Here is a 25,959-nt window from a genome sequence, read left to right on the forward strand (position 1 = left end):
TAAGGTTCTGTCTATGAGGGCAGATTAGGTTGTTTTGGTCTGGGTAGACATATTCAGATTGGCATTGCGGACAAGGAGGTAGAGACATACGTTAATACTTCATTTAAATAGAATTTGTTCCATTTTAATGGCTCTTGTCAGGCTTAGCGAGCATAAATCTAACAAGTTTTACAGAGAGCTAATTGTCTTTAAAAAAGAGCAGTACCTAAAACGAACAAACACAGCTACTAAGCTGTGTTTGTTTAAAAGTTTGAGAAGCGGAACGGATTAACGTTCGACTTTTGGTGAGTAAATCGAGTAAGCGGTGATTTGCCCTGCCACGATTGCAGAGAACATGAATAACGCCGACAAACCGATACTCGGGATAGGTAAAATCGATTGTTCAAACACCGACTGGCTGGCACTCACTAATACTCGACTACCCGGAACCAAGATGATGATCCCCTGCACGATATAAATAGAGCCCGTGAGCTCCATCTTCTTAGCAATCCAAGTTCCGTACAAAGTAATAAGAACCGTCGTAACCCAAGTACCGACAACCCAACCACTATCAAAACCTAGATAGAATGGGCCCCACATACCGAGAACGGCAACTGGCAAACCAAGTAAGATGTCTTTAGGGCGAGCATTGAACATCACACCGATAGACACAGAGATCAGCACCAAGCCAGATATGTGCATCCACATCGGTACCGCATTGGTATAGTCGATGGAGACCGCTTGTCCCCATATTGCTTCACCGATGTTGAGCCCCATGATAATCCCAACAAACAGCTTAATCAGCGTTAAGGCACTCTGCCCTAGTAAGCTGGTACCAGAAACCAAGTCATTAAACGCCAAACATTCTAATGCGTTGGCTATGGATAACCCGGGGACAAACAGGACAATCGAGGCGATACATAACGCCCACACCGGAATCGGCAACCCTGTACTCGCCAGAAACGCCACAAAGATACCCGTTAACAGTGCCGAGATGAATTCAACCGCGATAGCGCGACGTGAATGAAGAACTTGCTGACATACCCAAACCATCAAACCCAATAAGGCAGAAAAGCCCACCGCTTCCAACGTGCTGCCCACCAGCATCAAATACGCAGGCGGAATACCCATATTGGCAAGTGCAGTCACAAATTTTGAGTAACCGACAGGCTCTGGTACAGGCTCACTGCTCGGTTGGTTAATACGAATGATGGTATTAGCCAACAAACTCAGGTTAATTGAAGCAGGCTTTAGACGCTTAAGAATCACAGCGTTGTTATCGTCTGGAAACTGATAATTGATCGCGGTTGGCGTTGCTTGGATCATCACATCCACACCATGCTTTTTAGCATAGTATTGTGTATATTTTTCAAGCTTATACGGAGCGCAACCACTGCGGTGAAGAGTATCACCAATTTCAACAATTTTGTTAATTCGGAACTGAGAAGGCATGGGTATTTTAGGGGAGACAAAATGTCCGGCAAATGTACCAAACGACAGACGGAATGACGAGGCTTTTGCGTGAATTATCAACTGAACTCGTTACTTTTTTCTGCAAAGGCTTAGAAGTCTCTATAACTCTACTCATTTGGGATTAGTTTACTGAATGTTTTGACCGGTTGATAAGTTAAATTTATGCATTCAGATTGTTATTAACGGATGCTAAAACACGAATAAAAATCAGTTTATGTTAACACTCCAAATTCCTTAATTTTCATGAAATTTATGACAACCAAGCACTACTAAAGCATTTTTATAAATTGACGCGGGTTTATCGCCAAAAGCAGCATGACATTTACTAATATTTCTCGCCCTCCTTTTAACGAGATTTTAGTCACGTTTTATTCACTCTGAAAACGCCGAACATGATTGAAAAACTAGCGGTGTGGTGGTTATGCGAGCACTTAGAATAAAAATGAAAGAAAAAGGTTTCGTTTTCAGTTAGATGTGGCATTATCAATCTCGTTAAGACGATGTGCGTACATCGTATAATGGCTATTACCTCAGCCTTCCAAGCTGATGATGCGGGTTCGATTCCCGCTGTACGCTCCAGTCTTCTTGATGCCTCAGTCTTACTCTTAAGACAGTGTGCGTGCATCGTATAATGGCTATTACCTCAGCCTTCCAAGCTGATGATGCGGGTTCGATTCCCGCTGCACGCTCCAACTTCTCCTTAAGCTCCATGACATGCTTTCTTCCAGCGATACCCTATTCAAAAACTTTCTCCGTTCGATAAATCCATAGTCATTAAATCTATACTGATTAAACTAATTTGGTTTAAGCTTAGATTGACGAATCAACGCTAAGTAACCAACCAAAGCTATTAACTCCTTAAATCGCTTCGTATTTCTGACACCTATCCAAATCACACATTGCAGTTCAGCTTTTAATGATTTTCAAAATTGTTCCAATTTAATAATCTTGGTCAATATCCGAAAAAACAGTTGTGTTAATGTGCGCGCATTAGCAACAACCCATAAATAATAAAAAATGTTTAAAAGCAATGAGTTAACAATTAATATCGATGCAATTAATGTCGCACTGTCAAAAGTCGAAAATGCGAACAAAATTCAGCTAGATACATTGAAAGGTTATGTGAACAGCGAGCCTGAACAGGCTGTACTGGCTTTTCGATCGCTTAATGAAGCAGAGTCAATCGATGACAAGTTTAAAAAGATCATGGCAGAGCTACCGCACCTGAGCGGCGAAGCACACCACTTGCTTGAAACTTCTATCTTGCTACAGTGACTATAAATAAAGATAAGCCTCAGCGAATCCCTCACAGCAAAGCGCTTTAGGTATAAGTTAAGACTTATCTTTAATTTTCTAGCCCTCATTGAATTTCTAATTCAACAAAGCGCTATTGATTAACGTCTAAAGCGTTAACGACTTCACCATACCCGCTTCAGCGTGACCAGGAATATTACACGCGAACTCTACGTTATTATCACCATGGAAATGCCACAGCAATTGCTTCGCTTTACCCGGCTTAACTGTAACTGTGCTGCCCGAGTCATGAGCGTGATTACCCATGTTTTTCATCATTTCACGGTGCTCTAACTGCTCCTCGGAAGAACCAATCGAAAATTCGTGATCAATCTTGCCTGTGTTCATCACAACGAACTGCACCACGTCGTTCGGCTCAATATCAACCTTGTTCTTAAATGTGATTTTCATATCGTCACTTAACAGAACATGAACCACTTTATCCGGCTTTGCGCCTGTCGCAGGCATACCCACTTCAGACATGCCTTCCATATTCATCATCGAATGGTCCATCTTTCCATCCTTCATCATGCTGTGATCCATTTTTGAATGATCCATCTCTCCACTCTTCATCATCGAGTGGTCCATATTCGAATGGCCACCAGCTGAATGATCCATTGCAGCAAATGCTGTTGAAGCGGTGATTGTTAAAGCGATAGTAATTAGTGTCTTTTTCATGGTCGTTCCTTAAATATATTCTGTTTGTTTTGTTGGTTTCACATGTTCATGTAATGCGCCCTTACCTCTCTGTTTTTGGTAAGTAAGGGCTAATAGTCAATACGTTATTTTTTTGTCACGCTTTGGCTTTGCGTAATCTCACGCTGTTTCCAGAGCTTAAAGATTGCAGGCAACACCAGTAAGGTAAGCAGTAGTGCAGAAGCCATACCACCTATCATTGGCGCGGCGATTCGCTGCATCACTTCGGAGCCCGTTCCCTCGCCATACATAATTGGAATGAGGCCAATGATCACCGTAAGTACTGTCATCATCACTGGGCGAACACGCAGTCCTGCACCCTCACGAATCGCATCCGTTAAGTCTTCACTCTGAAGTGCTTGCTGGTTCTGCTCCGCATCCAATTTTTTGTAGTGCCATGCTTGGTTTAGGTAGACCAACATGATCACACCTATCTCAACAGCTACCCCGGCAAGCGCGATAAAGCCCACCCCCACCGCAATGGAGAAGTTATAATTGAGGACATGCATCAGCCATAAACCACCCACCATCGCGAGTGGCAATGTCAGCATGATCATCATCACTTCACCGACACGGCGGAAGCTCAAATACAGCAGCAACATAATGATGGCAATGGTGATAGGCACGACCACACTTAAGCGATCTTTGGCGCGTTCCATGTACTCGTATTGACCAGACCAAGCGAGCGAGTAACCCGCAGGCAAAACAATTTGATCGGTAACGACTTTTTGCGCCTCTGCCACATAAGAACCAAGGTCGCGACCTTCGATGTCAACGAACACCCAGCCATTAGGACGCGCGTTCTCCGTCTTAATCATTGGTGGCCCATCTTCATAGCGAATATCCGCGACATCAGACAAAGCAATTCGCGCTCCATTTGGTGTCACTAACGGCAGGTTCTGCAGCTTAACGACAGAATCACGATAGCTTTGTGGGTAACGGACATTGATTGGGTAACGCTCTAGCCCCTCAACGGTTTCGCCCACGTTCATGCCACCAACCGCAGTCGAAATAACCTGTTGCACTTCTTTAATGCTCAAACCATATCGCGCAGCAGAACGACGTTTGATGTCTATCGTCACATAACGACCACCCGCAACACGCTCGGCGTAGACAGAGGCCGTGCCATTGACACCATTCAAGATAGGTTCAAGTTGAGAGCCAATATCCTCAATCACGCTCAGATCTGGGCCGGCGATTTTGATACCAATTGGCGTTTTAATACCGGTCGCCAACATGTCGATACGCGTTTTGATTGGCATGACCCAAGCGTTGGTCAAACCGGGGAATTGAATCAGATCATCAAACTCTTTACGCAGAGACTCCGTAGTGACACCGTCACGCCACTGTTCTCGCGGTTTAAGCTGAATAACCGTTTCAATCATAGTCAGTGGCGCAGGATCGGTTGCTGTCTCTGCTCGGCCAATTTTGCCCCACGTGGTTTCGACTTCTGGAATGGTTTTGATGAGCTTGTTGGTTTGTTGCAACAACTCACGAGCCTTACCTATTGAGATACCCGGATACGTGGTTGGCATGTACATCAAATCCCCTTCGTCCAAAGGAGGGATGAATTCACTACCAAGCTTACTGGTTGGGTAATAAGCAGACGCCATTAAGCCAAGTGCGATAACAATCATCACCTTTGGATACTTGAGGCTGAGGTTCAGAAGCGGTTTATACATCGCCACTAGGCTTCGGTTTACTGGGTTTTTGTGTTCAGGTAACACGTTGCCGCGAATGAAGTAACCCATTAGCACAGGAACAAGCGTGATAGCCAAACCGGCTGCAGCGGCCATTGCATACGTCTTGGTAAACGCAAGTGGCGAGAACATCTTGCCCTCTTGCCCTTCTAGCGCGAACACAGGCACAAAACTCAAGGTAATGATAATCAGAGAGAAGAACAGCGGCGCGCCAACTTCTTCTGCTGCCTTACCAATCACTTGCCAACGGTTTTTGTCAGTGAGCGGAGTCCGTTCAATGTGTTTATGAACGTTCTCAATCATCACTATGGCACCATCCACCATGGCGCCAATCGCAATCGCGATCCCGCCAAGAGACATAATGTTGGCGTTAATACCCTGCCAATGCATAACGATGAATGCGCCTAAGATACCGACTGGCAGACTTAGCGCGATAACCAGTGATGATCGGATATGGAACAAGAACAGCGCACACACGACGGCGACCACGATGAACTCTTCAGCCAGCTTCTTCCAAAGGTTTTCAACGGCTGAATCAATCAAAGTAGAACGGTCATAAGTCGCGACAATCTCGACACCATCAGGTAAGCCTGCTTGCAGTTCAGCGAGCTTGGATTTCACTGAGTCGATCACTTCACTGGCATTTTCACCAAAGCGCATCACGATAACGCCGCCAACCGCTTCACCCTCACCATTGAGTTCAGAGATACCACGACGCATTTGCGGGCCAAGATTAATGTCAGCAATGTCACCTAATAGCAACGGAGTACCTTTGTCGGTCACTTTTAGCGGCAGAGATTGAATGTCTTCGATGCTTGTCAGGTAACCGGTGGTACGAACCATATGTTCGGCTTCCGCAATCTCAACAACAGACGCTCCTGTTTCTTGATTACCATCTTGGATTGCCTTGTTGACTTGCTGAAGCGTTAGGTCGTAAGCACGTAACTTGGCAGGATCAATCTGTACTTGGTACTGCTTCACCATGCCACCAACGGTCGCCACTTCAGACACGCCTTCTACAGTTTGCAATTCATACTTCAAGAACCAATCTTGCAAACTACGAAGTTCCGCTAAGTCGTGCTGACCTGTTTTATCTTGCAACACGTAGCTGTAAACCCAGCCCACACCGGTTGCATCGGGTCCTAGTGTTGGCTTGGCACTCGATGGCAAGTTAGGTGCAACTTGGCTTAAGTACTCCAACACTCGTGAACGCGCCCAGTACATATCGGTATCGTCATTGAAGATGATATAGACATAGGAATCACCAAAGAACGAGTAGCCACGAACTGTTTCAGCACCCGGTACAGCTAACATGGCGGTGGTCAATGGATAGGTCACCTGATCCTCGACCACCTGTGGGGCTTGACCCGGATAACTGGTTTTGATGATTACCTGAACATCTGACAAATCAGGAATGGCATCAACCGGTGTATTTTTAACGCTGTATAAACCGCCAAATACGATGGCGACAGTGGCAACCAGCACTAAGAAACGGTTGCTAATAGACCAGCGAATAATTGCATTGATCATAGTTCGCCCTCACCCGTGCTATTCGTCGGTTCGAGAGATTTGAGCACATAATCAGAACCTTGCTTCGCCACTAGAAACCGAATGGTTTGACCCTCGGCAAACTCAGATAAATCAAGGTCATCACTGGCTTGGAAATTCATTTCACCCGCTTTCCAATTCCACTCAGGGACTGGCTGATGTTTTACAGTGATCATGCCAAAATCTGCCATCAACATGGTGATGTCACCCGTTACCCAAACTTCGCCGGCGATCTTGTGTTTGTTGACCTTGTAATCAACAACCTCGTACTGCCCTGACTCTGTCTTTCTCATCTCAAAATCAATCGCCTTACCACGTTTCACGTCACTCATGTCTAAGCCTTCCGCAAAGGTGAAATTCATCACCATACCCGGCCAATCCCATTCAGGAACAGGCTGATGGTTAATCGTCACCATGCGACTGCCTTGCATAACATCGGAAATTTCGCCATTTGCCCACACGGTTTCATCTTCTTCCTCAACACCATTGATGCGTGACAGATCAGCAGATTGGCTCGATTCAGAATCCAACATGAAGTGCGCAGAAGTGACAATACTCTCACCTTGCTCTAGCCCTTGAAGCACCTCTATTTTTTCGCCAGCTTCACGACCAACCTCAATACGAGCAGAGCGATACTTGCCAGAACCTTCTGACATCACCACTCGAGTCATACCACCGGAGTGAATCACCGAAGATCTTGGGATAGTAAGAACGGCTTCATCACTGATGGGTTTCAGCGCAATATTGGCGAACATATTTGGCTTAAGCTCGCCATTCGGATTGGAGAACTTCAAACGAACGCGCAAGGTTCGAGTTTTTGGGTCAAGGATTGGGTAAACGTAATCAACATTACCCAACCACTCTTTGCCAGGAATGGCATCTAGCGTCATCACTGCATTGCTGCCTGACGAGATCCAGTGCGCTTGACGCTCAAACACCTCAGCATCAACCCATACTTCGCCTAATGGGCCTGCACTGATCACCGCTTGTGCAGGTGAAAGGTAACCACCTTCTCGGATATTCAGACTTGCGATGACACCATCGGCTGGCGCTTTGACTTCAATGGTTTGTGAGGCTTTGCCTTTGCGCGTAATAGAGCGGATTTGAGTCTTATCAACACCCAAGGTAATTAAGCGTTCAGTCGAGCCCTTGATCAAACCTTTACGACCCGTTTTATAAGCACTGATCAACTCTTCTTGTGCTTTAACAAGCTCTGGAGAATAGAGTGTGAAAAGCACATCACCTTTGTTTACCTTCTCACCCACAGCGTTGATGTAGAGCTTCTCAACCCAACCAGCTGCTCTTACGTTAGTTTGCCACAATGTACTTTCATCGAACGCCACATAACCCACGGTTTCAATCCGAGGAGATAGCGCTTCGAACTTAACTTTCGCTGTTTTGACGCCCAGATTATTTTCTACCGATGAATCAATGAACACGGTACCGGGCTCATCTTTAACACCACTTGAGTCATCCGCGTAAACAGGGATTAAATCCATCCCCATAGGTGACTGACCCGGCTTGTCTCGCTGATAATTTGGGTCCATCGGAGCCACCCAATACAGAGGTTCATCCTTGGTTTGTTTACTTACTTCGGCGTCTGTACTCGTTGCCATTGCTGACATGTCGTGTGCTGGATTAATTAGAAAATGGTTCACACCAAAACCCAATGCACCATCGACCAATAAAGCGATAGTCGCTACTTTTACTGTATTCATTGCCTATTTCCTTATTGATTGGCTGTGTGTTTAGTTGCGCTTGAGTTGAGTTGTGGTTGGTTTACTTGGTATTCAAAGCCACTGACTAACGCCGCCAGTTTGCTGTTAACGATGTTGAGATCGGTGATCAAACGTTGTTGCTCTAACTTAAGCGCCAGCTCATCGGTCGTTGCTAAAATGACATCGTTAAACTGAGCGGTATTGTTTTGATAGCCCCTCTCAACCGCGCTGATTCGTGCTGCGGTTTGAGGAAGCAAGGACGTTTGATAGCGATCTAATCGCTGGATCAGATTTGATCTGTCCACCAGCAATGCGTTCACTTGCGCGTTCATTTGGGAAAGTAAGGTGTCTTTTTGAGATTTAGCCGCACCAACTTGATACTGAGCAGCCGATAAGTTTTTATCTTGTCGGCTCCCTGTAAACAGCGGGATGTCGACTGTCAGATAAGCACTCACCAGATCAGAAGCTGGTTCACCCGCCATGTTATTGGCTTGACGGTGTGCATACATCACTTCCACCCCAAACTGCGGGGTATAAGCTTGCTCGGCTAACTCAACCTGAGTTTGATTGGAGGAAATACTGACATCGGAGATCTTAACCAAAGGATGGTCAGTCAGTAGCTGGTAGTGCTTAGTTGAATCGATATTGGTCGCTAATTTGCTTTCCAACAACGACCAATCGATTTGGTTAGTTGCACTCAGTGTTCCCTGAGAATCAAGAACCTGAGAGCCTAGCCAATCAGAACCCAACCATTCAGAAAGCTGAGAGATTAAACGGCGCTGAACCTGCTGGTTTGCCTGTAGTTTCTCATCAAGCTTGCTCACTTGAAGCTGAGCATTAAGCAGATCTTGCGCTTCACTTTTACCAATCGAGTAATTGGTTTGTACATAGTTTTCAAGCTCAACCAACAAACGACGATTTTGACGAATCACCGACTCAGCCTTTTGCTGATAACCTAACTCAAGCCAAAGCTGCGTCATGCTATTCGCAACCGTCAATTCTCTTGCTTGCACCTGCAAAGCTAAAGCATCTGCCTGTTGGCCTGCCTTTTTCTGTTGGAGGTTAAGCGTATCGCCACGCTCAAACTGCTGCATCAACCCTACCGATATATTAGTCATCGGGTCTTCGTCGAATTGAAAACTATCGACAGGCAAACCGCCAAATCCGACTTTTAATTTAGGATCCATTAAGGTTGAGCTGGCAATGCCCGTTTCTCGCATCGCTTGAGACTGAGCAAAGTACTGTTTGCGATTTCCATCTTCGCTTAAAGCAATCTCAATCAGTGTATTGAGTTGCTGCGTCGAGCTTGCTTGGTCATGTGCTGAAATGTGTTGAGCATTTGAAGCTGACGCCGTGGTAGCCGCGAGCGTAGCACTTGAAAGCAAGGCCATAGGCAAGGCAGCAGCAACCACTAAGCTCGTGTTCATGACAAACACAGAGGTTGTTGGTTTCATATTCACAATGAATGTCCATATCTAGCGCCAATTAGCGCATAAAAAAGAATGGCTTATCAGATTTATCTAACTGATAGAGCTGTATTTTTAGATATAGATTTATGCGGAAGGTGGGCGTAGCAAAGATTGAGCGCGTGCGACTTTCTGGCCAATCGTGACCGATTGAAAACGAGCTAATGAAAAGGAAAGTTGATCAACGGCTTGAACAGCCTGGATTGGATAGGGACTTGCAGAACACATTGAGGCACAGCAATCGGCACTCGAACAATGGTTACCCATCATCGGACTGCCGTCTTCGCTCATTGAAGACATATCGAATTGAGCCATCAAAGCATGGGCACTCATGTTAGAGTCTACAGCGTGTACTTCTTCACTCATCACATGACACCCTGCCATTGAATCATTAACCGAAGTATCGCTGTGGTAACAAGCCGACTTGCTCGACCCCATTTCCATCATCATTACTTCAGTCATCAAGGCTGAGGAGCTTGAGGCATAGCTAGACATCAACATCGCAATGATGCTGAAAACAGTAATCCAAGTTTTTCGGAATGTGTTTGTCATAGTTTACCTTTGAATTTACAACGCAACTATAAACGTTCCCCTTAGGGTAAGGTCAATGCCATTGTGCCGATATTTACCTGACCGTTGAAAAAGTATTCATCCTCTCTTTCATCAAAACGAGATAATTCTTCGACTTTGCAGTTTTTTCTTTAAAAATTATCCAATTAGCTAGCGAAACCTCTATCTGTGTATTTTACTTAAGACAGTGCAACCACGATTCACGGATGATAAAAATGGCTAACAAAAAAAACGTCAAAGCAAACAAGAAAAATACAGAAATCAAAAATAAGAAAAGTAACGAGCTAGAACAAAAGAAACCAACACAAAAAAAGAAGCGCAGACTGCATTCACATCTAAAAGTGAATATCCCACTTTTTCAGTCACTCATGATGATTTTGCCATCATTGGCTAAACACGCTGCTGCGGAGAGTATAGACAATTCCAACGACGCTGCAGATCAAGTAACCGCAAATAACGTGGCCGAAAAAGATGTCACCGATGACCATAGCAAGGCGGACTCATCAGCGGTTGCTCTCCAAGAAGCTCAGACGAGTGACAACGACGTAAACTCAACCTTAAGTGCAAGTCATGCCGCCCATGGTTCGAGCTCTCACTTGGTTCCTTCTCATCATTTATCGACGCTTTCTCACCCGCAAGTCCATTACATTCCTTCGGTATCGATGCCGACTATCTCCTCAGGGAGTAACGGTCAGCCGACTCATTCGAATGCGCCTACGACGCCCGCTTTACCCGTCACTTTTATGCCAGAAGTCATAAAAGGTACGTACGGAGAGCTTCATGTTGATGCAAATGGTCAATACACATTCGTATTGAATCCAAATTCTCCTCAATACATCCTGTTAAATCAGCACCAACCAGGTACTGACCATTTTGCGTTACATCTATCTAATGGCTCGAGCATCATTGTCCAGATACCAGTAACAGGTAAGCAAGACACGCCAAGTATTTCTGGAGACTTAACAGGTGTCGTAACAGAAGATCACAATATTGATTCACAAGGCTTGTTACATGCGAACGGTAAAATTGATGTCATAGACCCTGACCAAAATGAAAGTTCGGTTACACCGGAAGTTATCTCAGGTAAATATGGTTCATTAACTATCGATGCTGATGGACATTGGCAGTATCAAGTTGATAACTCGCTCTCTAATGTTCAAGCTTTAACCGCAGCCACTTCATTGCACGAAAGTTTCACAATTCACACCAAAGATGGCACACCGCAAACGATCGATATGACGATTGGCGGAAACGACGACAATGCCGTAATTACGGGTGTGGATGCTGGCACGTTAACTGAAGATTTAACGACACAAGTTCAAGGGCAGCTTTCGGTAACGGACTCTGATCTTGGAGAGGACCACTTTCAAGCCTCACAAGTGACTAGTAATTTCGGTACGCTAAGCATCACCAAAGACGGTGCGTGGACATACAGTTTAGACAACAATAACCCAGTAGTTCAAAGACTTGGCCAAGGTTCAACTGCGACAGACATCGTCACTGTTCACTCAGCTGATGGTACAGCGCATCAAGTTATGGTTACGATCAATGGCACCAACGACCATGCAGTAATCACGAGTAGTACAGCAAATTCACCAAGTTCGTTTTTCGCTATCGGGACAAGTAATGGCTCAAGCCAAGTTACTGAAGATAAAGACCTAACGGTTTCAGGCCAACTCAACATCACCGATATCGACTCAAAAGAGGCGCATTTTTCTAATTCCGACCTCAAGGGGACACTGGGTACTTTACACCTTAAAGACAATGGCGATTGGAGCTACGACCTAGATAATAAAAACCCAAAAGTTCAGGCTCTTGGTCAAGGCTCTGCGACAACAGACATCATAACCATCCACTCCGCCGACGGCACTCCTCATCAAATTGCAATTACCGTTAACGGCACCAATGATAAAGCCGTGATAAGCGGAACCAGTGCTGGAGTGGTAACCGAAGAGTCCCAACTTCAGACCTCGGGCACACTTGCGGTAACGGATGTGGATACTGGCGAGGCACACTTCGCTACTTCATCCACAGGAAGTACCGATATTGCAGGCTCGTTTGGTACGCTTCATCTGACCGATACTGGTTCTTGGACGTACGATCTTGATAATAAAAACCCTGCCGTTCAAGCATTAGGTAAAGGAGCAACCGCTACCGACACCATCACGGTTCAATCTGCTGATGGCACGCCGCATCAAGTGACTATCACAGTAAATGGCACTAATGACACCGCTACTGTCAGCAGTGCGACCGTTGCTATCGATGAGACCGACAAAGCGGTAACCACATCAGGCACGCTAACCAGTACTGACGTGGATAATCCAGATAATACCTTCACACCCGATTCCATTTCCGGTACCAACGGTGACCTGACTATTGATGCCAATGGTCATTGGAACTTCACCGCGAGCAGCGCGTTTAATCAATTGAATGTCGGCGACAAGATCGAAGAGACCTTCACTGTCTCGTCTATTGATGGCACAGCGTCAACGATCAAAGTGACAATTAATGGCACCAATGATAAAGCGATGGTCAGTACCGCAACGGTCAGTGTGGATGAAACTGACAAAGCGGTAACGACATCAGGAACGTTGACCAGTACTGACGTGGATAATCCAGACAATGCATTCACACCGGATTCTATTTCAGGCACCAACGGTGACCTGACTATTGATGCTAATGGTCATTGGGTCTTCACCGCCAACAGTGCATTTAATCAATTGAATGTCGGCGATAAGGTCGAAGAGACCTTCACGGTGTCGTCCATCGATGGCACCCCTTCGACGATCAAGGTCACGATTAATGGCACTAACGACGCCGCTACTGTCAGTAGCGCGACCGTTGCCATCGATGAAACCGACAAAGCAGTAACGACTTCAGGAACATTGACCAGTACCGACGTGGATAATCAAGATAATGCGTTCACACCGGATTCAATTATTGGTGCCAACGGCAACCTAAACATTGATTCTAATGGTCATTGGACGTTCACCGCCAACAGCGCGTTTAACCAATTGAATGTCGGCGATAAAGTCGAAGAAACGTTCACCGTAAATTCTATCGATGGCACACCATCAACGATCAAAGTCACCATCAATGGTACCAACGATAAAGCGACCGTTAGCAGTGCAACAGTCGTAGTTGATGAAACCGACAAAGCGGTAACCACGTCAGGCACGCTAACCAGCACCGATATCGACAATCCAGATAACACATTCACACCGGATTCCATTTCAGGCACTAACGGTAACCTAAACATTGATGCTAATGGTCATTGGACGTTCACTGCCAACAGCGCATTTAATCAGTTAAATGTGGGCGATAAAGTCGAAGAAACCTTTACCGTAAATTCTGTTGATGGCACACCGTCCACCATCAAGGTGACGATTAACGGCACTAACGACGCCGCTACTGTCAGCAGTGCGACCGTCGCTATCGATGAAACCGACAAAGCGGTAACAACCTCAGGCACCCTAACCAGTACCGACGTAGATAACCCAGACAATACCTTCACGCCAGATTCTATTTCAGGCACCAACGGTGACCTGACTATTGATGCCAATGGTCATTGGATGTTCACCGCCAACAGCGCGTTTAATCAATTGAACGTTGGCGATAAAGTCGAAGAGACTTTCACTGTGTCGTCTGTTGATGGCACACCTTCGACCATTAAAGTCACGATTAACGGCACTAACGACACCGCTACTGTCAGCAGTGCGACCGTAGCCATCGATGAGACTGACAAAGCAGTCACGACATCAGGAACGTTGACCAGTACCGATGTAGACAACCCAGACAATACGTTTACGCCGGATTCTATTTCAGGCACCAACGGTGACCTGACTATTGATGCTAATGGACATTGGGTGTTCACTGCCAACAGCGCGTTTAATCAGCTAAACGTCGGCGATAAGGTCGAAGAGACCTTCACTGTCTCGTCCATCGATGGCACACCTTCCACCATAAAAGTCACGATTAACGGTACTAACGACGCCGCTACCGTCAGCAGCGCGACCATTGCCATCGATGAAACTGACAAAGCGGTAACCACATCAGGCACGCTAACCAGTACTGACGTGGATAATCCAGATAATGCGTTCACGCCGGATTCTATTACTGGCACCAATGGCAACCTAAACATCGACGCCCATGGTCAATGGGTCTTCACCGCTAACAGCGCATTTAATCAATTAAACATCGGCGATAAAGTCGAAGAAACCTTCACGGTGTCGTCTGTTGATGGCACACCCTCGACCATCAAAGTGACGATTAATGGCACTAACGACGCAGCTACTGTCAGCAGTGCGACCGTTGCCATCGATGAAACCGATAAAGCGGTAACTACCTCAGGCACGCTAACCAGTATCGACGTCGATAATCCAGATAACGCATTCACACCGGATTCGATTACTGGCACCAATGGCGACCTGACTATTGATGCCAATGGCCATTGGACATTCACCGCCAACAGCGCATTTAATCAATTAAACGTCGGCGATAAAGTAGAAGAAACCTTCACTGTCACTTCCGTTGATGGCACACCGTCGACCATCAAAGTGACGATTAATGGCACCAATGACCGCCCTACTATCTCAGGTACCTCAAGTGGCGCGGTGATCGAACAGGGCTTGAACACGGCAGGAAACCCCGATGCGACAGGGAGCTTAATCGCGACTGATATAGATAAGTCCGACACCGTTACGTGGGCAATCAATCAACCCCAAGGTCAATGGGGAACGCTGTCGATTGATCAGCATGGTCATTGGCACTATCAGCTAGACAATTCAACCGGCGGTGCCGCGGATAAACTCGCGGCTGGTGAACATCAGTCTGAATCATTCTGGATCACCGCTACCGATTCAACAGGAGCGACAGTCCCTCATAAAGTCGTTATCGATGTGCAAGGCAGCAACGACAAACCAATTGTCAGTGCGTGGACTCAGCTTCCTGCGGGTAAAGAGGATCAACCCGTAACCATCAAGGCTTCTGACTTGCTAACACATGCAAGCGATGTGGATAGTAGCGATGTATTGCACGTGACAAATTTGCAAGCGACACACGGTAGCCTGACTGATAATAAAGATGGCACTTATACCTTCACGCCAGATAAAGATTTCAATGGTGAGATTCGACTCACCTATGATGTGGTTGACGGCCATGGGGGCAGCGTCAGCACTCAAGCTAAGTTTGATCTTATCGCAACTCCAGATAACGCGATTATTACCGACGCACAAGCCAATGCAGACTTACGGGGAGTAACTGAAGATCGCGGCTATATAGATACCCACTACCAACTGCATTACGACGGCAGATTAAACATCCAAGACCCTGATAAGGGAGAGGCACAGTTTGATCCGAATATAGGCTCACAAACCTATCAAGGTATTGGCTACGACACCAAACTGGGTGGGCACATACTGCTCATGCGCGACGGTCACTACACCTATACCCTCGACAACCGCAATATACAGAACTTAGCGCAAGGCGAAGTTAAACACGATTCAGCCATTATACGCTCAGCAGATGGTACAACACACACGATAGAGCTAACGGTTCATGGTACCAACGATGCCCCAACCATCAATGCTCAGTCCCACTCAGTGACTGAAGGTGGAAGCGTTCTAAATGGACAAATGGTTGGCCAAGATATTGATACCGGTGCGGCCTTGACTTACAGCGCACCGCAGATTGATGGCTTGGTGGTTAATCCGGACGGCAGTTATAGCTTCGATCCTGCTCACTCTAGCTATCAATCGTTAGCATCAGGTGTCACGAAGACATTGACTGTTCCAGTAACAGTCACAGACGAGCATAATGCGAGCAGCACTCAAAACCTCTCAATAACGATTACAGGGGTTAATAATTCTGCCGTTATCGGCGGTGTCTATACTGGAGATGTTCATGAAGGGCATACCTATACAGCACCAGATGGTACAATGTCTGGTGGCTACGTCGATGATCGCTCACCAGATCATATGCATGGAAACATCGGCAAATTATGGAACGACGAAATACACACTGATGGTCACCTGAACATTGTTGATCCAGACTCCGGTGAAAGCCATGCCCAAACCGGCGTTTATTACGGCACTCATGGTCGTGTCATACTTCAGAGTAACGGAGATTGGAGCTACTACGCTTCCATAGGCCAAGACGCAACAGGTAGAAAGATTGATCACCTCGGCCAAGGTGAATCGATAACGGATACTGTCACCGTCAAATCGGCTGATGGCACCACTCACGATATTGTTGTCACCGTTCATGGCGATAACGACCGTCCGTATTGTTCTGGTGAAGTGCAACTGAACAGCGGTAAAGAAGATCTTGCTCAAACCATCACAGCAACCGAGCTAATCGCTAATACTGTTGACGTAGACGCCAACGATGCAGGTAAGCTCACTATCGCTAATTTGCATGCTGACCATGGCTCGATTCAAGACAATCACGATGGAACCTTCACCTTCACTCCAAGCCACAATTACAACGGCAGCGTCCACTTCACCTACGATGTGAAAGACGCGCATGGTGGTACAACACACACTGGCGCATCAACGACGCTCTCGGCTGTTGGCGATAAAGCCCAAATCGCTGGCGTTGATACTGGTTCAATAACCGAAAGCAGCGCGGGTGTCGACATGTCACCTGACTATGCTCACTCAGGCATCGCCACACTTGGCAATACAACACTCTATGCGGATGGCAAGCTAACCATTACAGACCCTGATACGGGTGAGTCTATTTTTGAAAAGCAAGGTAGCAATGGTTACGACTACCACGGTACCTATGGAGATCTGATCCTACAAAATGACGGTACATGGCATTATCACGCCGATGCCGGGCATCTATCAGGTATAGGTGCTAGACCCACAACGCGTGGCACTGCAATTGACCAACTTGGTGAAGGGCAAAGCTTAACCGATACGATTACAGTCCATTCAAAAGATGGTACAACACACGATATTGTCATCACCATTCACGGCAGTAACGACAGACCTTACTGTTCATCTGAAGTGGTGCTTGCAAATGGCAGTGAAGATACACGCCAAACCTTAACCACCGCGCAACTGTTAGCGAATACCGTCGATGTGGATGCCAATGACGCCGGTAAGCTAACCATTGAAAACCTCCATGTCGACCATGGCTCTATTCTAAACAATGCCGATGGTACGTTTACGTTTACCCCAGAGAAAGACTATAACGGCGATGTACACTTCAGCTATGACGTTAAGGATGCACACGGTGGTGTGACCCACACCGGCGCAACCACCAACTTAGCTGCGGTTAACGACAACCCTGATGTGACGCCTTTAACCGACAGTGTCAGTGAGGGGGCCGATTATCATCACACCCTCAATCTGCTAGTAGGTGCCACAGATAAAGACGGCGACGCTTTAACTATCAGTCACCTTGAATATGCCATCGATGGTCAACCTCAGTCGGGCCAACTTCCAACGGGCATTACCTTAGATGCTGATGGGCATACGTTAATTGTTGATGCCACTGATCCCGCATTTAATCATTTGGCAAATGGTCAGTCGCAACAAATCGCTATCACCTATCAAGTAGAAGATGGCCATGGTGGAAGTACGCAACAAACCGCCACGCTTACGATTGCCGGGACAGATGATAAAGCCACACTGGTTTCTAATGTCATTCAGCTCACTGAAACACAAGCGCTGGATAGTGAATTTAAATTCTATAGAGGCCAGCTTCAGCTAATTGACCCTGATAGTGGTGATAACACTCAGTTTGTTTTTAGCGGGAAGTATTTAGGCCAAGGGGTTGAGCCTGGTCACCTTGATGTTTGGCCTAATGGCACTTATCAATTCAGATTAGAAGCTGTTACCAATCGTCATGCGGACGATCTCATTGGTAGCCTACATGCTGGCGAGTCGATGGAGCTCCCCTACGAAATCGAAACCAATGATGGTCAAAAGCTCACCATTATGGTGAAGGTGACCGGTGAAGATAACCAAGCAAAAATTGAAGTAACGCCCTACTCCAGCCTCAATAATCATGTTTACGAAGATCACACTTCCTTTGGCAATACCACTAATCAGCTCAGCAGTGGTGGCACGTTACACGTGATTGACCCCGATCACGACCAAGCTGGTTTTATTGCACAAACCATCACCACCGCCGAAGGTGGTCGGTTCAATATCAACGCAAAGGGCCATTGGTCATACGATATTGACAATGATAAAGTCCAACATTTAGGCGCAGGGGAAAGCTTCCAGCAAACCTTTACCGTTGAATCTATTGATGGCAGTGCTAAAAAAGATATCACAGTGACCGTTCATGGCACCAATGATGCGCCAATTGCCTCGGCTGAAGTGCGTTTAGCGAATGGCTTAGAAGATAGCAAAATTGTCCTCACCCCAGCACTGCTACTTGCTAACACAACTGATATCGATGATAACGATATTGGCAAATTATCCATTGAGAACCTACACGCCGACCATGGTTCGATATTAATTAATGGCGATGGCACCTTTACCTTTACGCCAGAAAAAGACTATAACGGCGATGTCCATTTTAGCTATGACGTCAAAGATGCCCACGGTGGTGTGACCCACACCGGTGCATCAACAACACTCTCGGCAGTTGGCGATGCTGCGATCTTCGCCGGAGATAAAAGCGGTCAAATAACAGAAGATCGCCACGTACAAGGTGATGCCCAACATACGATATTTGTCACTGGCGTGTTGAATGTTATCGATCCTGATGCCGGTGAAGATCATTTTTACGACACTCGTAATGCCCATGCGATCAGTGATCCCTATGGCGGTCACCTGACCATTGGAAAAGCCGGTGATTGGGCTTATTCGGTTCCCAATGCCAATATTCAACACTTAGCGGCAGGGCAAGTCGAGCAGGTTCAATATGAAGTAACGACTGCTGGCGGTGATAAGCAGGTTATTACCCTCTATGTCCATGGCACTAATGATAAACCAACAGTTTCTGAAGTTATCGCAGGTGCACATAACATTGATGAAGATGCTGCAAATGCGACCTCTGGGCAAATTATTATCAGCGATGTTGATCATAGCGATCAACATTCTGTCAGTATTGATAGCCAACATCAGCCACAGTATGGTTCTGTTACCTATAATAGCAATACACAAACTTGGGTCTACACACTTAATAACAGCAATAGCCATGTTAATGCTTTAAATAATGGTGAACAATTGACCGATAAGTTTTCTCTATTAGTCGATGATGGACACGGGGGCATTACAACTCAAGAAGTTGAAATGCGCATTGATGGACACAGCTATGTTCCACCAATGCCAACCCTAGTTGCCCCTGCAAAAATTACCGGCAGTGCAGGCAATCAGGACCTGCATGCCTCAATCGGAATTCCTCCAATTATTCACCAAGGAACGCCTACGCCAATGACAGGCTGGGGAATATCAGATCACCACGGACACTCTCTCACTGCATTACACGGTCAATTTGGTACTTTGCATGTCAATCCTGCAACCGGAGAGTTGAGTTACGATTACCAACAAACTTCATCAGGCGTCGTTAAGACACATACAGGAGGCTCTTACGGTAGTGGTACAGACGAAACCGACTCGTTTGTTTTAACCCTAGGAGGCGTTCAAAACTCACAAGTCGCGGTGCACCTACATTTGCACTCGCAATCCGTCCATGGAAACAGCGGACATCACATTGACCAAACCACACTAACTGGCATGGATTTATCGCCAATCGCTCCATCACCTCCTCCAGCACCCGGCATGAGCCAAGCGGATGAACCGGATGCCTCTTTCAGCACCCCTGATGAAGTTACTCTTAATTTTGATGAGGTGACGGCAAACCTAGAACATACAGCGATAGGCGAACACGAACAGCGTTCTGGTGCCCATGCTTACCTAGACGCTCTGGGTATTAATGCTGACTCGCCGTCTATAGATTCACCGTCACACAATGTACCAGTAGCGCATGATATCGATATCACTTTCAGTGATGCCGAGAGTGCTTATGGGGCTGAGCAAACTGACGATGGTATGAGTGATGGGCTGTCTCACCATACCGATAACCCATCTATTGATGATTCTTTACACCATCATAATGACGTTGACGGACTGCCTGACATAGACCCAAATAACTAGAACATCACCCCTTCGGTTAGATAAAAAAAGGAGCACGGCATGTGCTCCTTTTTTATGCAAGCCAGAGTGGAGGACTTTACCTCTCTCCAAACGCCACGCTAACATTGGTATAAATCGGTTTCCATAAGTATTGGAACACCGACTTCTCGCCAGTTGTGATGTCTACTTCACCCGTCATACCCGGCAGTATGGAAAAGCTTTCAGGGTTATCACGGAAGTAAGGCGTATCAACCGACACTACAACTTCATAATAGATCTCGCCACGTTCGCTTTGACTTGTGGTCGGTGAAATACTCTCTACCGCCCCTTTTAAAGCCCCAAAGCGGCTGTAATCAAACGCATCAATCTTGACTCGAGTGGGCTGCCCAACACTCACAAAACCAATATCTCTTGGGGACAAACGTGCTTTGAAGTCAGCGTTCCCTCCGACAGGCACAATTTCAACTACCGTGCCACCCGGCTGAATAACACCACCATCCTGCGTGCTTGGTATGCTTTGCACCAAGCCTTGTAGCGGTGACACTAACATAGTGTTCGTCAATTTAGCTTGGCTTGAACGAACTCTAGCATTCAATGCTGATAAATCAGATACGGCTTTAGAACGATCATCGCTCACTTTAGCTTTCGCCTCCGCCAGAAGCTGTATGATTTTTTGGTCATTACTGTCAGCTTGTCTAATCAATACCGACTTCTTACCACGAGCTTCTTCGATTTTCTGTTCGATACTGGCCAATTTTTGTCGCATTTCAAGCACACGTAAACGTGAAATGTTACCCGCTTTGTAACCCTTCTCCAGTATGTTCAACTCTTGCTTAGTCGCATTTAACTCTTTCTCATAACTCGGCAAGGCCTTTTCTACGCTACGAAGCTGCTCTGCAATTTGCTCGCTCTCTTTCTCAAGCACCACACGCTTTTGGAAGTAGAGGGCTTTTTGCGCGTTCAGCTGCGCTTTTTGTTGGCTGACGATCTCTGGGTAATCGACCTCAAACTCAGCAAGGTTAGGCTCACGTTGCTCAAGCAGCGCATTCATACGTTCCACACTGGCTAGAAGCGTCACTTGTTGGGACTTTAGCTCTTCAAGGGCGGTACGCTGGAAAGTGGCATCAAACTCAACAAGCGGCTGGCCTTTCTCTACCAACTGGCCTTCTTTAACAAGAATTTGCTTTAACTTACCGCCAATCGCACTTTGTAATACTTGCTTCTCGCCTTCCGGAATCACAGCACCTTTGGCTTTGGCGATTTCATCAACTTGAGTGACTACAGACCAAGTGGCAAAAGCAATAACACATAAGGCAACCGACCATGTGGCCAGCGCCAATGTACGAGCCGTATTTTGTGATTCAACAAGCTCACCGTAGCGCTTGCCCTTCTCGATAGATTGTTTAGTCATTAGCGACTCCTTGCTTAGACTCTGATTGTTCTTGTTGGGCTGCATTTTGTTGAGCAGACGCCTCTTGAGTTGACGGCTGTAGCTCTTGAGATAACGGTTGCTCAGATAACTGCGGTTCTTGAGAAGCTTGAGGCTCTGAAGGCTGTTCCTGCTTCGAAGACTGCTCCGGCTCTAATGGACCGGCATAAACCACTGCACCTTCATTTAATACCACCACTTTATCGGCAAGCTTGATTAAATCCGGATCGTGGGACGTGTAAATCACCGTTGCTTTTCCTTTTTTCGACTGCACAAACTCACCAAATATACGTTTAGCATTTGGGTGAGCATCAGGCACAGGATTATCCATTAAGAACATTGGGTAGTCATAAACCAGCGCTTTTGCATCAATTAGGATCTGCGCGACGCTGCCAGACAACATGTCAAAAAGGCTGTCCGGCTGAATACTGCTGATGGAAGTATCGAGCCCACCTGATAATGTCTCGAACCAACGCTTTCCGCCGACCATTTCAATTGCAGAGATCATTTTCTGATCTTCGACTTTGTGACCGTCGTTTAGCCACTCTCGAATACTCAGCGTAAGCAAATCAGGATATGCGGCTCGAATGAAACACCAGTGGCGATAAAGCTGCGGGTCGTATTGAACGAGGTTAACGCCTTCAAGCTCGACCATGCCATTTTGGATAGGCTGCAAGCCAGACAGCACTTCAATTAATGTTGATTTACCGCTCCCAGAAGGGCCGGTAATCGCGACAACTTCACCGGCTTCAATATCAAAACTCACACCATTCAAAGCGGGGCGACTCTGTTTGGGATAGCGCAGCGTCACTTGGTCTAATTTCAAGTTAGGCGCTACCACGGGTAACGGGTGATGCTGGTAACTGAATTCACGCTCAGACGGCTGAGACAAAATACGGTTCACTTGCAGCTTGGATTGATTAAAGCTATTAAAACGCATCGCGCCGTTTGCCAACACCTGAGCAGGACCCGTCACCTTAGATATCAACATCATTGAAGCAATCAAACCACCGGGCGTCATCACTTGTTCAAAAATAAGTCCTATGCCTAACCCCATCACGGCGAGTGTCGAGCCCACACCAATGAAATAGTAAATCGAGGTGTACCGACTCTGGAGAACCGATTGATTAAAGGTCACTGTTGAAGCAAGAAGATTGGCTTTTTTGAAACGTTGAATCCAGTGCTCTGAGAATCCAGCACTGCGAATAAAGGCAAGCTTGGATGACAGCTCATTAGTCATGTTTTGACGATTCGTACCTGCGACTGTCGATTGCATCGAGCGCTTGCTGCTAGAGCGTATCGAGCGTTTTGCTAGCAAGTAATAAAGGATTAAAGAGACGACTGGAACCAGTACCAACCATCCGCCTAAAACTCCTATCGCTAGTACAAAAATTAGAATGAATGGTAGGTCAAATAACGCATTTCCTAATGGCCCCGATAGCACACCTGAAATACGCTCTGACAACATCACTTGGTTTTGCTGACTAGAAGAAGCTGTTTGCTGATTTTGAGCATAGCTATTACGAAGCAGACGCTGCACGAGGGATTGAGAAATCTCACGACTTACTCGGTTGGAAACTGAAGCAAACACTCGGCTACGTAATGTTCTCAACCAACCCATCATCACAAACAACAACGCCGCGCCAATGGCGATACCTTGCAACTCATGCCCTGCATCACCACCAATCACATGGTCATAAATCGACATCGTGATGAAGGGAACAGCAAGCGCAAATAAGTTAGTGATAAAGCTGACCAATAACAATTTAGGAATGATGGGGCGAAACGCATGTAACCTTTCACCAACCCAATCAGGAGAGGCCTTCTCTAATGGTGGCCCTTCGATAACAATACAAAACTGAGGGACATCGGTGATGTCGTTATTGGCATTAAAGGCAACAAATTGCTTGGATTCCAAATGACCAGAGACCAGCTCATGTTCACCAAGTACCAGTAAGACCAATTTATGTTCACCAACTTCATCTAGGTTGGCAACCAAGCGATAAGGCAGTGCAAGCCTGTCGAACAAGGCAAACATATCGTCGATTGATTCAATGCCATTTTCATCGACCCATTGATGTGCGAACAACTGGATATTAGCATTAACTTCCAACTGCTTAAGAACGGAAAGGCTCTCGGTTTCTAAATGATTCATCACCTCTTGTCGACCGCTGGTATCTGCACGGTTGTTCGTACCTGAAGGGTTACCAATATCTAAACGATTCATACGACGGCCTCCTGATTGCTCTCGCTGTCGACCGTAATAGCTCGACTTTCCACTGTAATGATTCGATTAGCAAATTCGCGAAGCTTCGAATGGTAGCTCACCATCAGTATCGTGCGTCCTGCCGTTACTTCTTCTTCCAACACCTTAGCTAGATTCCCAAGGGCGTCTAAATCAAGTGAAGAATCCGGCCTTTCCAACATGATTATGGGTTTATCACTTGCCAATTGAGCCGCGATATTGAGCATTTTCACGTTACCCATACTCAACAAAGAAGCACTCGTATGGCCAATTTGTGTCTCTAGTCCATCGGGTAATCGAGTAATCTCTTTGGTTAAACCCAAACGCTTTGCATAGTCACTGGCGCTTTGCGTTTTCTCAGGGTCAAACCCGCACAAGTTGTCGAGAATAGTACCCGACACCAACTGCCCTTTAACGCCACAGTAGGCAGCAATATTGGTTACGGATGCGATTGAAACTGCAGCTCCGTTAATGAAGCACTCACCCGCTTTTAGATCATCAATACCTGCAATCGACGACAATAAATGACTGTTGGTGTGGCGATCCTCACTCTCTAACAAAACCAACTCACCTTTATTCAGTGTGACATCTGCATGAGAGAGTTCGCCATATCTTTCAACGGTCGCTTGCTTGATTTCCAACGTCTCAAAGTCAGATAAGTGGTTCTCAACTTGCTCAGAATCTGAAGATTCCGATAATGATAAGTCACTCAATTTTTCTATTGCCTGATTGGCACTGTGTATTGAATTAAGCTTGATTCTAACCCCAACCAGAGCACTCAAAGGCGCAACCGCTCTGCCAGATAAGATAGAACATGCCGCCAAGCCACCAGTAGTTAACTGACCATCCAACACCCACAAGCTCCCCGTAATTACGAGTAAAACTGACGTGGCTAATGCGGCAAGCTGAATACATTCTTGGGCAAAGGCGTTCTGTTCTTCTTCTCTCGCTTTAGACTGAGAGCGAACGTTATTGAGGGATTTAAACTGATTGAAGATTCGAGACTCAACAGCCTGACGTTTGATTCCTTGAATGGTTTGGCTCAGTAAAATCAAGAACGCTTTTCGCTCCTGCTCATCTTGGGAAGCTTCTTCACTTAAGCTTTTAACGCGAATAGAAGATAACCAAACGATTCCGAGAGTAATCAGCCAAACTGCCAAAGGTATCGCCACCAGCTCACCGCCGATGTAAGCCACCAAGCCCAAGAAGATCAAGGCAAAAGGCAAATCAATAAAGCCTGCAATCACACCACCGGAATACCAATCTTTGACTTTGGATACAGAACCAAGCCCCTCTTCCACGCCGCCAACACCAATGTGGCGGAGATGGCCTGATGAAGCCGTTGTCACTCTTTCAACCAAAGTTTGATAGGTCGCTTTCTCGGTATTGCTGGCCGCGGCTGACAAAAGCCAAGTACGCACAAACCGGATCAATGCTTCCATGGCAACAGCCAACGCTGCACCCGCCAACAACAAAGTGGCAGTACCGTAACTTTGGTTAGGTAAAATACGATCGTAAATTTGCAAAACCGTTAACGGAACGGCGAGAGAGAGAAGATTTATGAGTAAAGAAGGCAGTAAGACTTTCCCCACCACCCCTTTGTTTTTCATTGAACTTGCGGGCATACACAATCCTTATCCATGCTTATGAAATAAGATTGGTACACCATGTTGAGTATTGCAAGGTAACGGACTGATTTAACGTGTTTTTCAATATAAATATGACACAGATCTTTCTACACAAAT

The 25,959-nt window shown here is 46.3% G+C and carries 11 protein-coding genes, 2 tRNA genes and 1 pseudogene; 4 read left to right on the top strand and 10 right to left on the bottom strand.

From position 1 onward, the window contains the following. Both AB4161_RS13530 and AB4161_RS13535 read right to left on the bottom strand, forming a co-directional pair. Nucleotides 1-88: pseudogene (locus AB4161_RS13530) on the bottom strand (hypothetical protein); the annotation flags it as partial. A gap of 179 nt (nucleotides 89-267) precedes the next feature. Next, nucleotides 268-1,431, bottom strand: a complete 1,164-nt coding sequence (locus AB4161_RS13535) for a threonine/serine exporter family protein (protein WP_017058966.1) — start codon at nucleotides 1,429-1,431, stop codon at nucleotides 268-270. Between the two features lie 525 nt (nucleotides 1,432-1,956). On the opposite strand from AB4161_RS13535, the gene AB4161_RS13540 reads away from it, so the two are divergent. The 3 genes from AB4161_RS13540 (at nucleotide 1,957) to AB4161_RS13550 (ending at nucleotide 2,727) form a co-directional block, all read left to right on the top strand. Then, nucleotides 1,957-2,031: transfer RNA gene (locus AB4161_RS13540), tRNA-Gly, on the top strand. 38 nt (nucleotides 2,032-2,069) lie between these two features. Then, a tRNA-Gly gene (locus AB4161_RS13545) sits at nucleotides 2,070-2,144 on the top strand. 325 nt (nucleotides 2,145-2,469) lie between these two features. Further along, on the top strand, nucleotides 2,470-2,727 hold the full coding sequence (locus tag AB4161_RS13550; protein ID WP_017078262.1) for a hypothetical protein: 258 nt from the start codon (nucleotides 2,470-2,472) through the stop codon (nucleotides 2,725-2,727). A 126-nt stretch (nucleotides 2,728-2,853) separates the two neighbouring features. On the opposite strand, the gene AB4161_RS13555 is transcribed toward AB4161_RS13550, so the two are convergent. From AB4161_RS13555 to AB4161_RS13575, 5 genes are all read right to left on the bottom strand, one after another. Next, complete coding sequence (locus tag AB4161_RS13555; protein ID WP_372083464.1) at nucleotides 2,854-3,423, bottom strand: cupredoxin family protein; 570 nt, start codon at nucleotides 3,421-3,423, stop codon at nucleotides 2,854-2,856. Nucleotides 3,424-3,527: 104 nt separating this feature from the next. Beyond that, nucleotides 3,528-6,671: an efflux RND transporter permease subunit gene (locus AB4161_RS13560; protein ID WP_372083465.1), complete on the bottom strand. Its 3,144-nt coding sequence runs from the start codon at nucleotides 6,669-6,671 to the stop codon at nucleotides 3,528-3,530. Continuing rightward, nucleotides 6,668-8,407, bottom strand: coding sequence for an efflux RND transporter periplasmic adaptor subunit (locus AB4161_RS13565; RefSeq protein WP_372083466.1), 1,740 nt, complete (start codon nucleotides 8,405-8,407; stop codon nucleotides 6,668-6,670). The genes AB4161_RS13560 and AB4161_RS13565 overlap by 4 nt, the downstream gene beginning before the upstream one ends. Before the next feature lie 11 nt (nucleotides 8,408-8,418). Continuing rightward, on the bottom strand, nucleotides 8,419-9,861 hold the full coding sequence (locus AB4161_RS13570) for a TolC family protein (protein ID WP_372083485.1): 1,443 nt from the start codon (nucleotides 9,859-9,861) through the stop codon (nucleotides 8,419-8,421). Between the two features lie 99 nt (nucleotides 9,862-9,960). Beyond that, a complete protein-coding gene (locus AB4161_RS13575) occupies nucleotides 9,961-10,425 on the bottom strand; it encodes a hypothetical protein (RefSeq protein WP_102571357.1) in 465 nt (154 codons plus the stop codon). Nucleotides 10,426-10,658: 233 nt separating this feature from the next. Here AB4161_RS13575 and AB4161_RS13580 point away from each other — a divergent pair, with 233 nt between their 5' ends. Then, nucleotides 10,659-20,561 (top strand): VCBS domain-containing protein, encoded by a 9,903-nt coding sequence (locus AB4161_RS13580; protein WP_372083467.1) that lies wholly within the window; start codon nucleotides 10,659-10,661, stop codon nucleotides 20,559-20,561. 76 nt (nucleotides 20,562-20,637) lie between these two features. Here the strand turns inward: AB4161_RS13580 and AB4161_RS13585 are convergent, their stop codons facing one another. Genes AB4161_RS13585 through AB4161_RS13595 form a run of 3 tightly spaced genes read right to left on the bottom strand, consistent with a single transcriptional unit; the run spans nucleotide 20,638 to nucleotide 25,839 of the window. Beyond that, the gene (locus AB4161_RS13585) at nucleotides 20,638-21,951 is read right to left on the bottom strand and encodes an HlyD family type I secretion periplasmic adaptor subunit (protein WP_017061737.1); all 1,314 of its coding nucleotides are present in this window, start codon (nucleotides 21,949-21,951) and stop codon (nucleotides 20,638-20,640) included. Continuing rightward, a complete protein-coding gene (locus tag AB4161_RS13590; protein WP_372083468.1) occupies nucleotides 21,944-24,196 on the bottom strand; it encodes an ABC transporter transmembrane domain-containing protein in 2,253 nt (750 codons plus the stop codon). Before AB4161_RS13590 ends, AB4161_RS13585 begins: the two co-directional genes overlap by 8 nt. After that, nucleotides 24,193-25,839: an ABC transporter ATP-binding protein gene (locus tag AB4161_RS13595; RefSeq protein ID WP_017066510.1), complete on the bottom strand. Its 1,647-nt coding sequence runs from the start codon at nucleotides 25,837-25,839 to the stop codon at nucleotides 24,193-24,195. Before AB4161_RS13595 ends, AB4161_RS13590 begins: the two co-directional genes overlap by 4 nt. Between the last annotated feature and the right edge of the window lie 120 nt (nucleotides 25,840-25,959).

It is taken from the genome of Vibrio sp. 10N.286.51.E5 (genome assembly GCF_041469125.1).
In the GTDB taxonomy this organism is placed as follows: Bacteria; Pseudomonadota; Gammaproteobacteria; order Enterobacterales; family Vibrionaceae; genus Vibrio; species Vibrio crassostreae_C.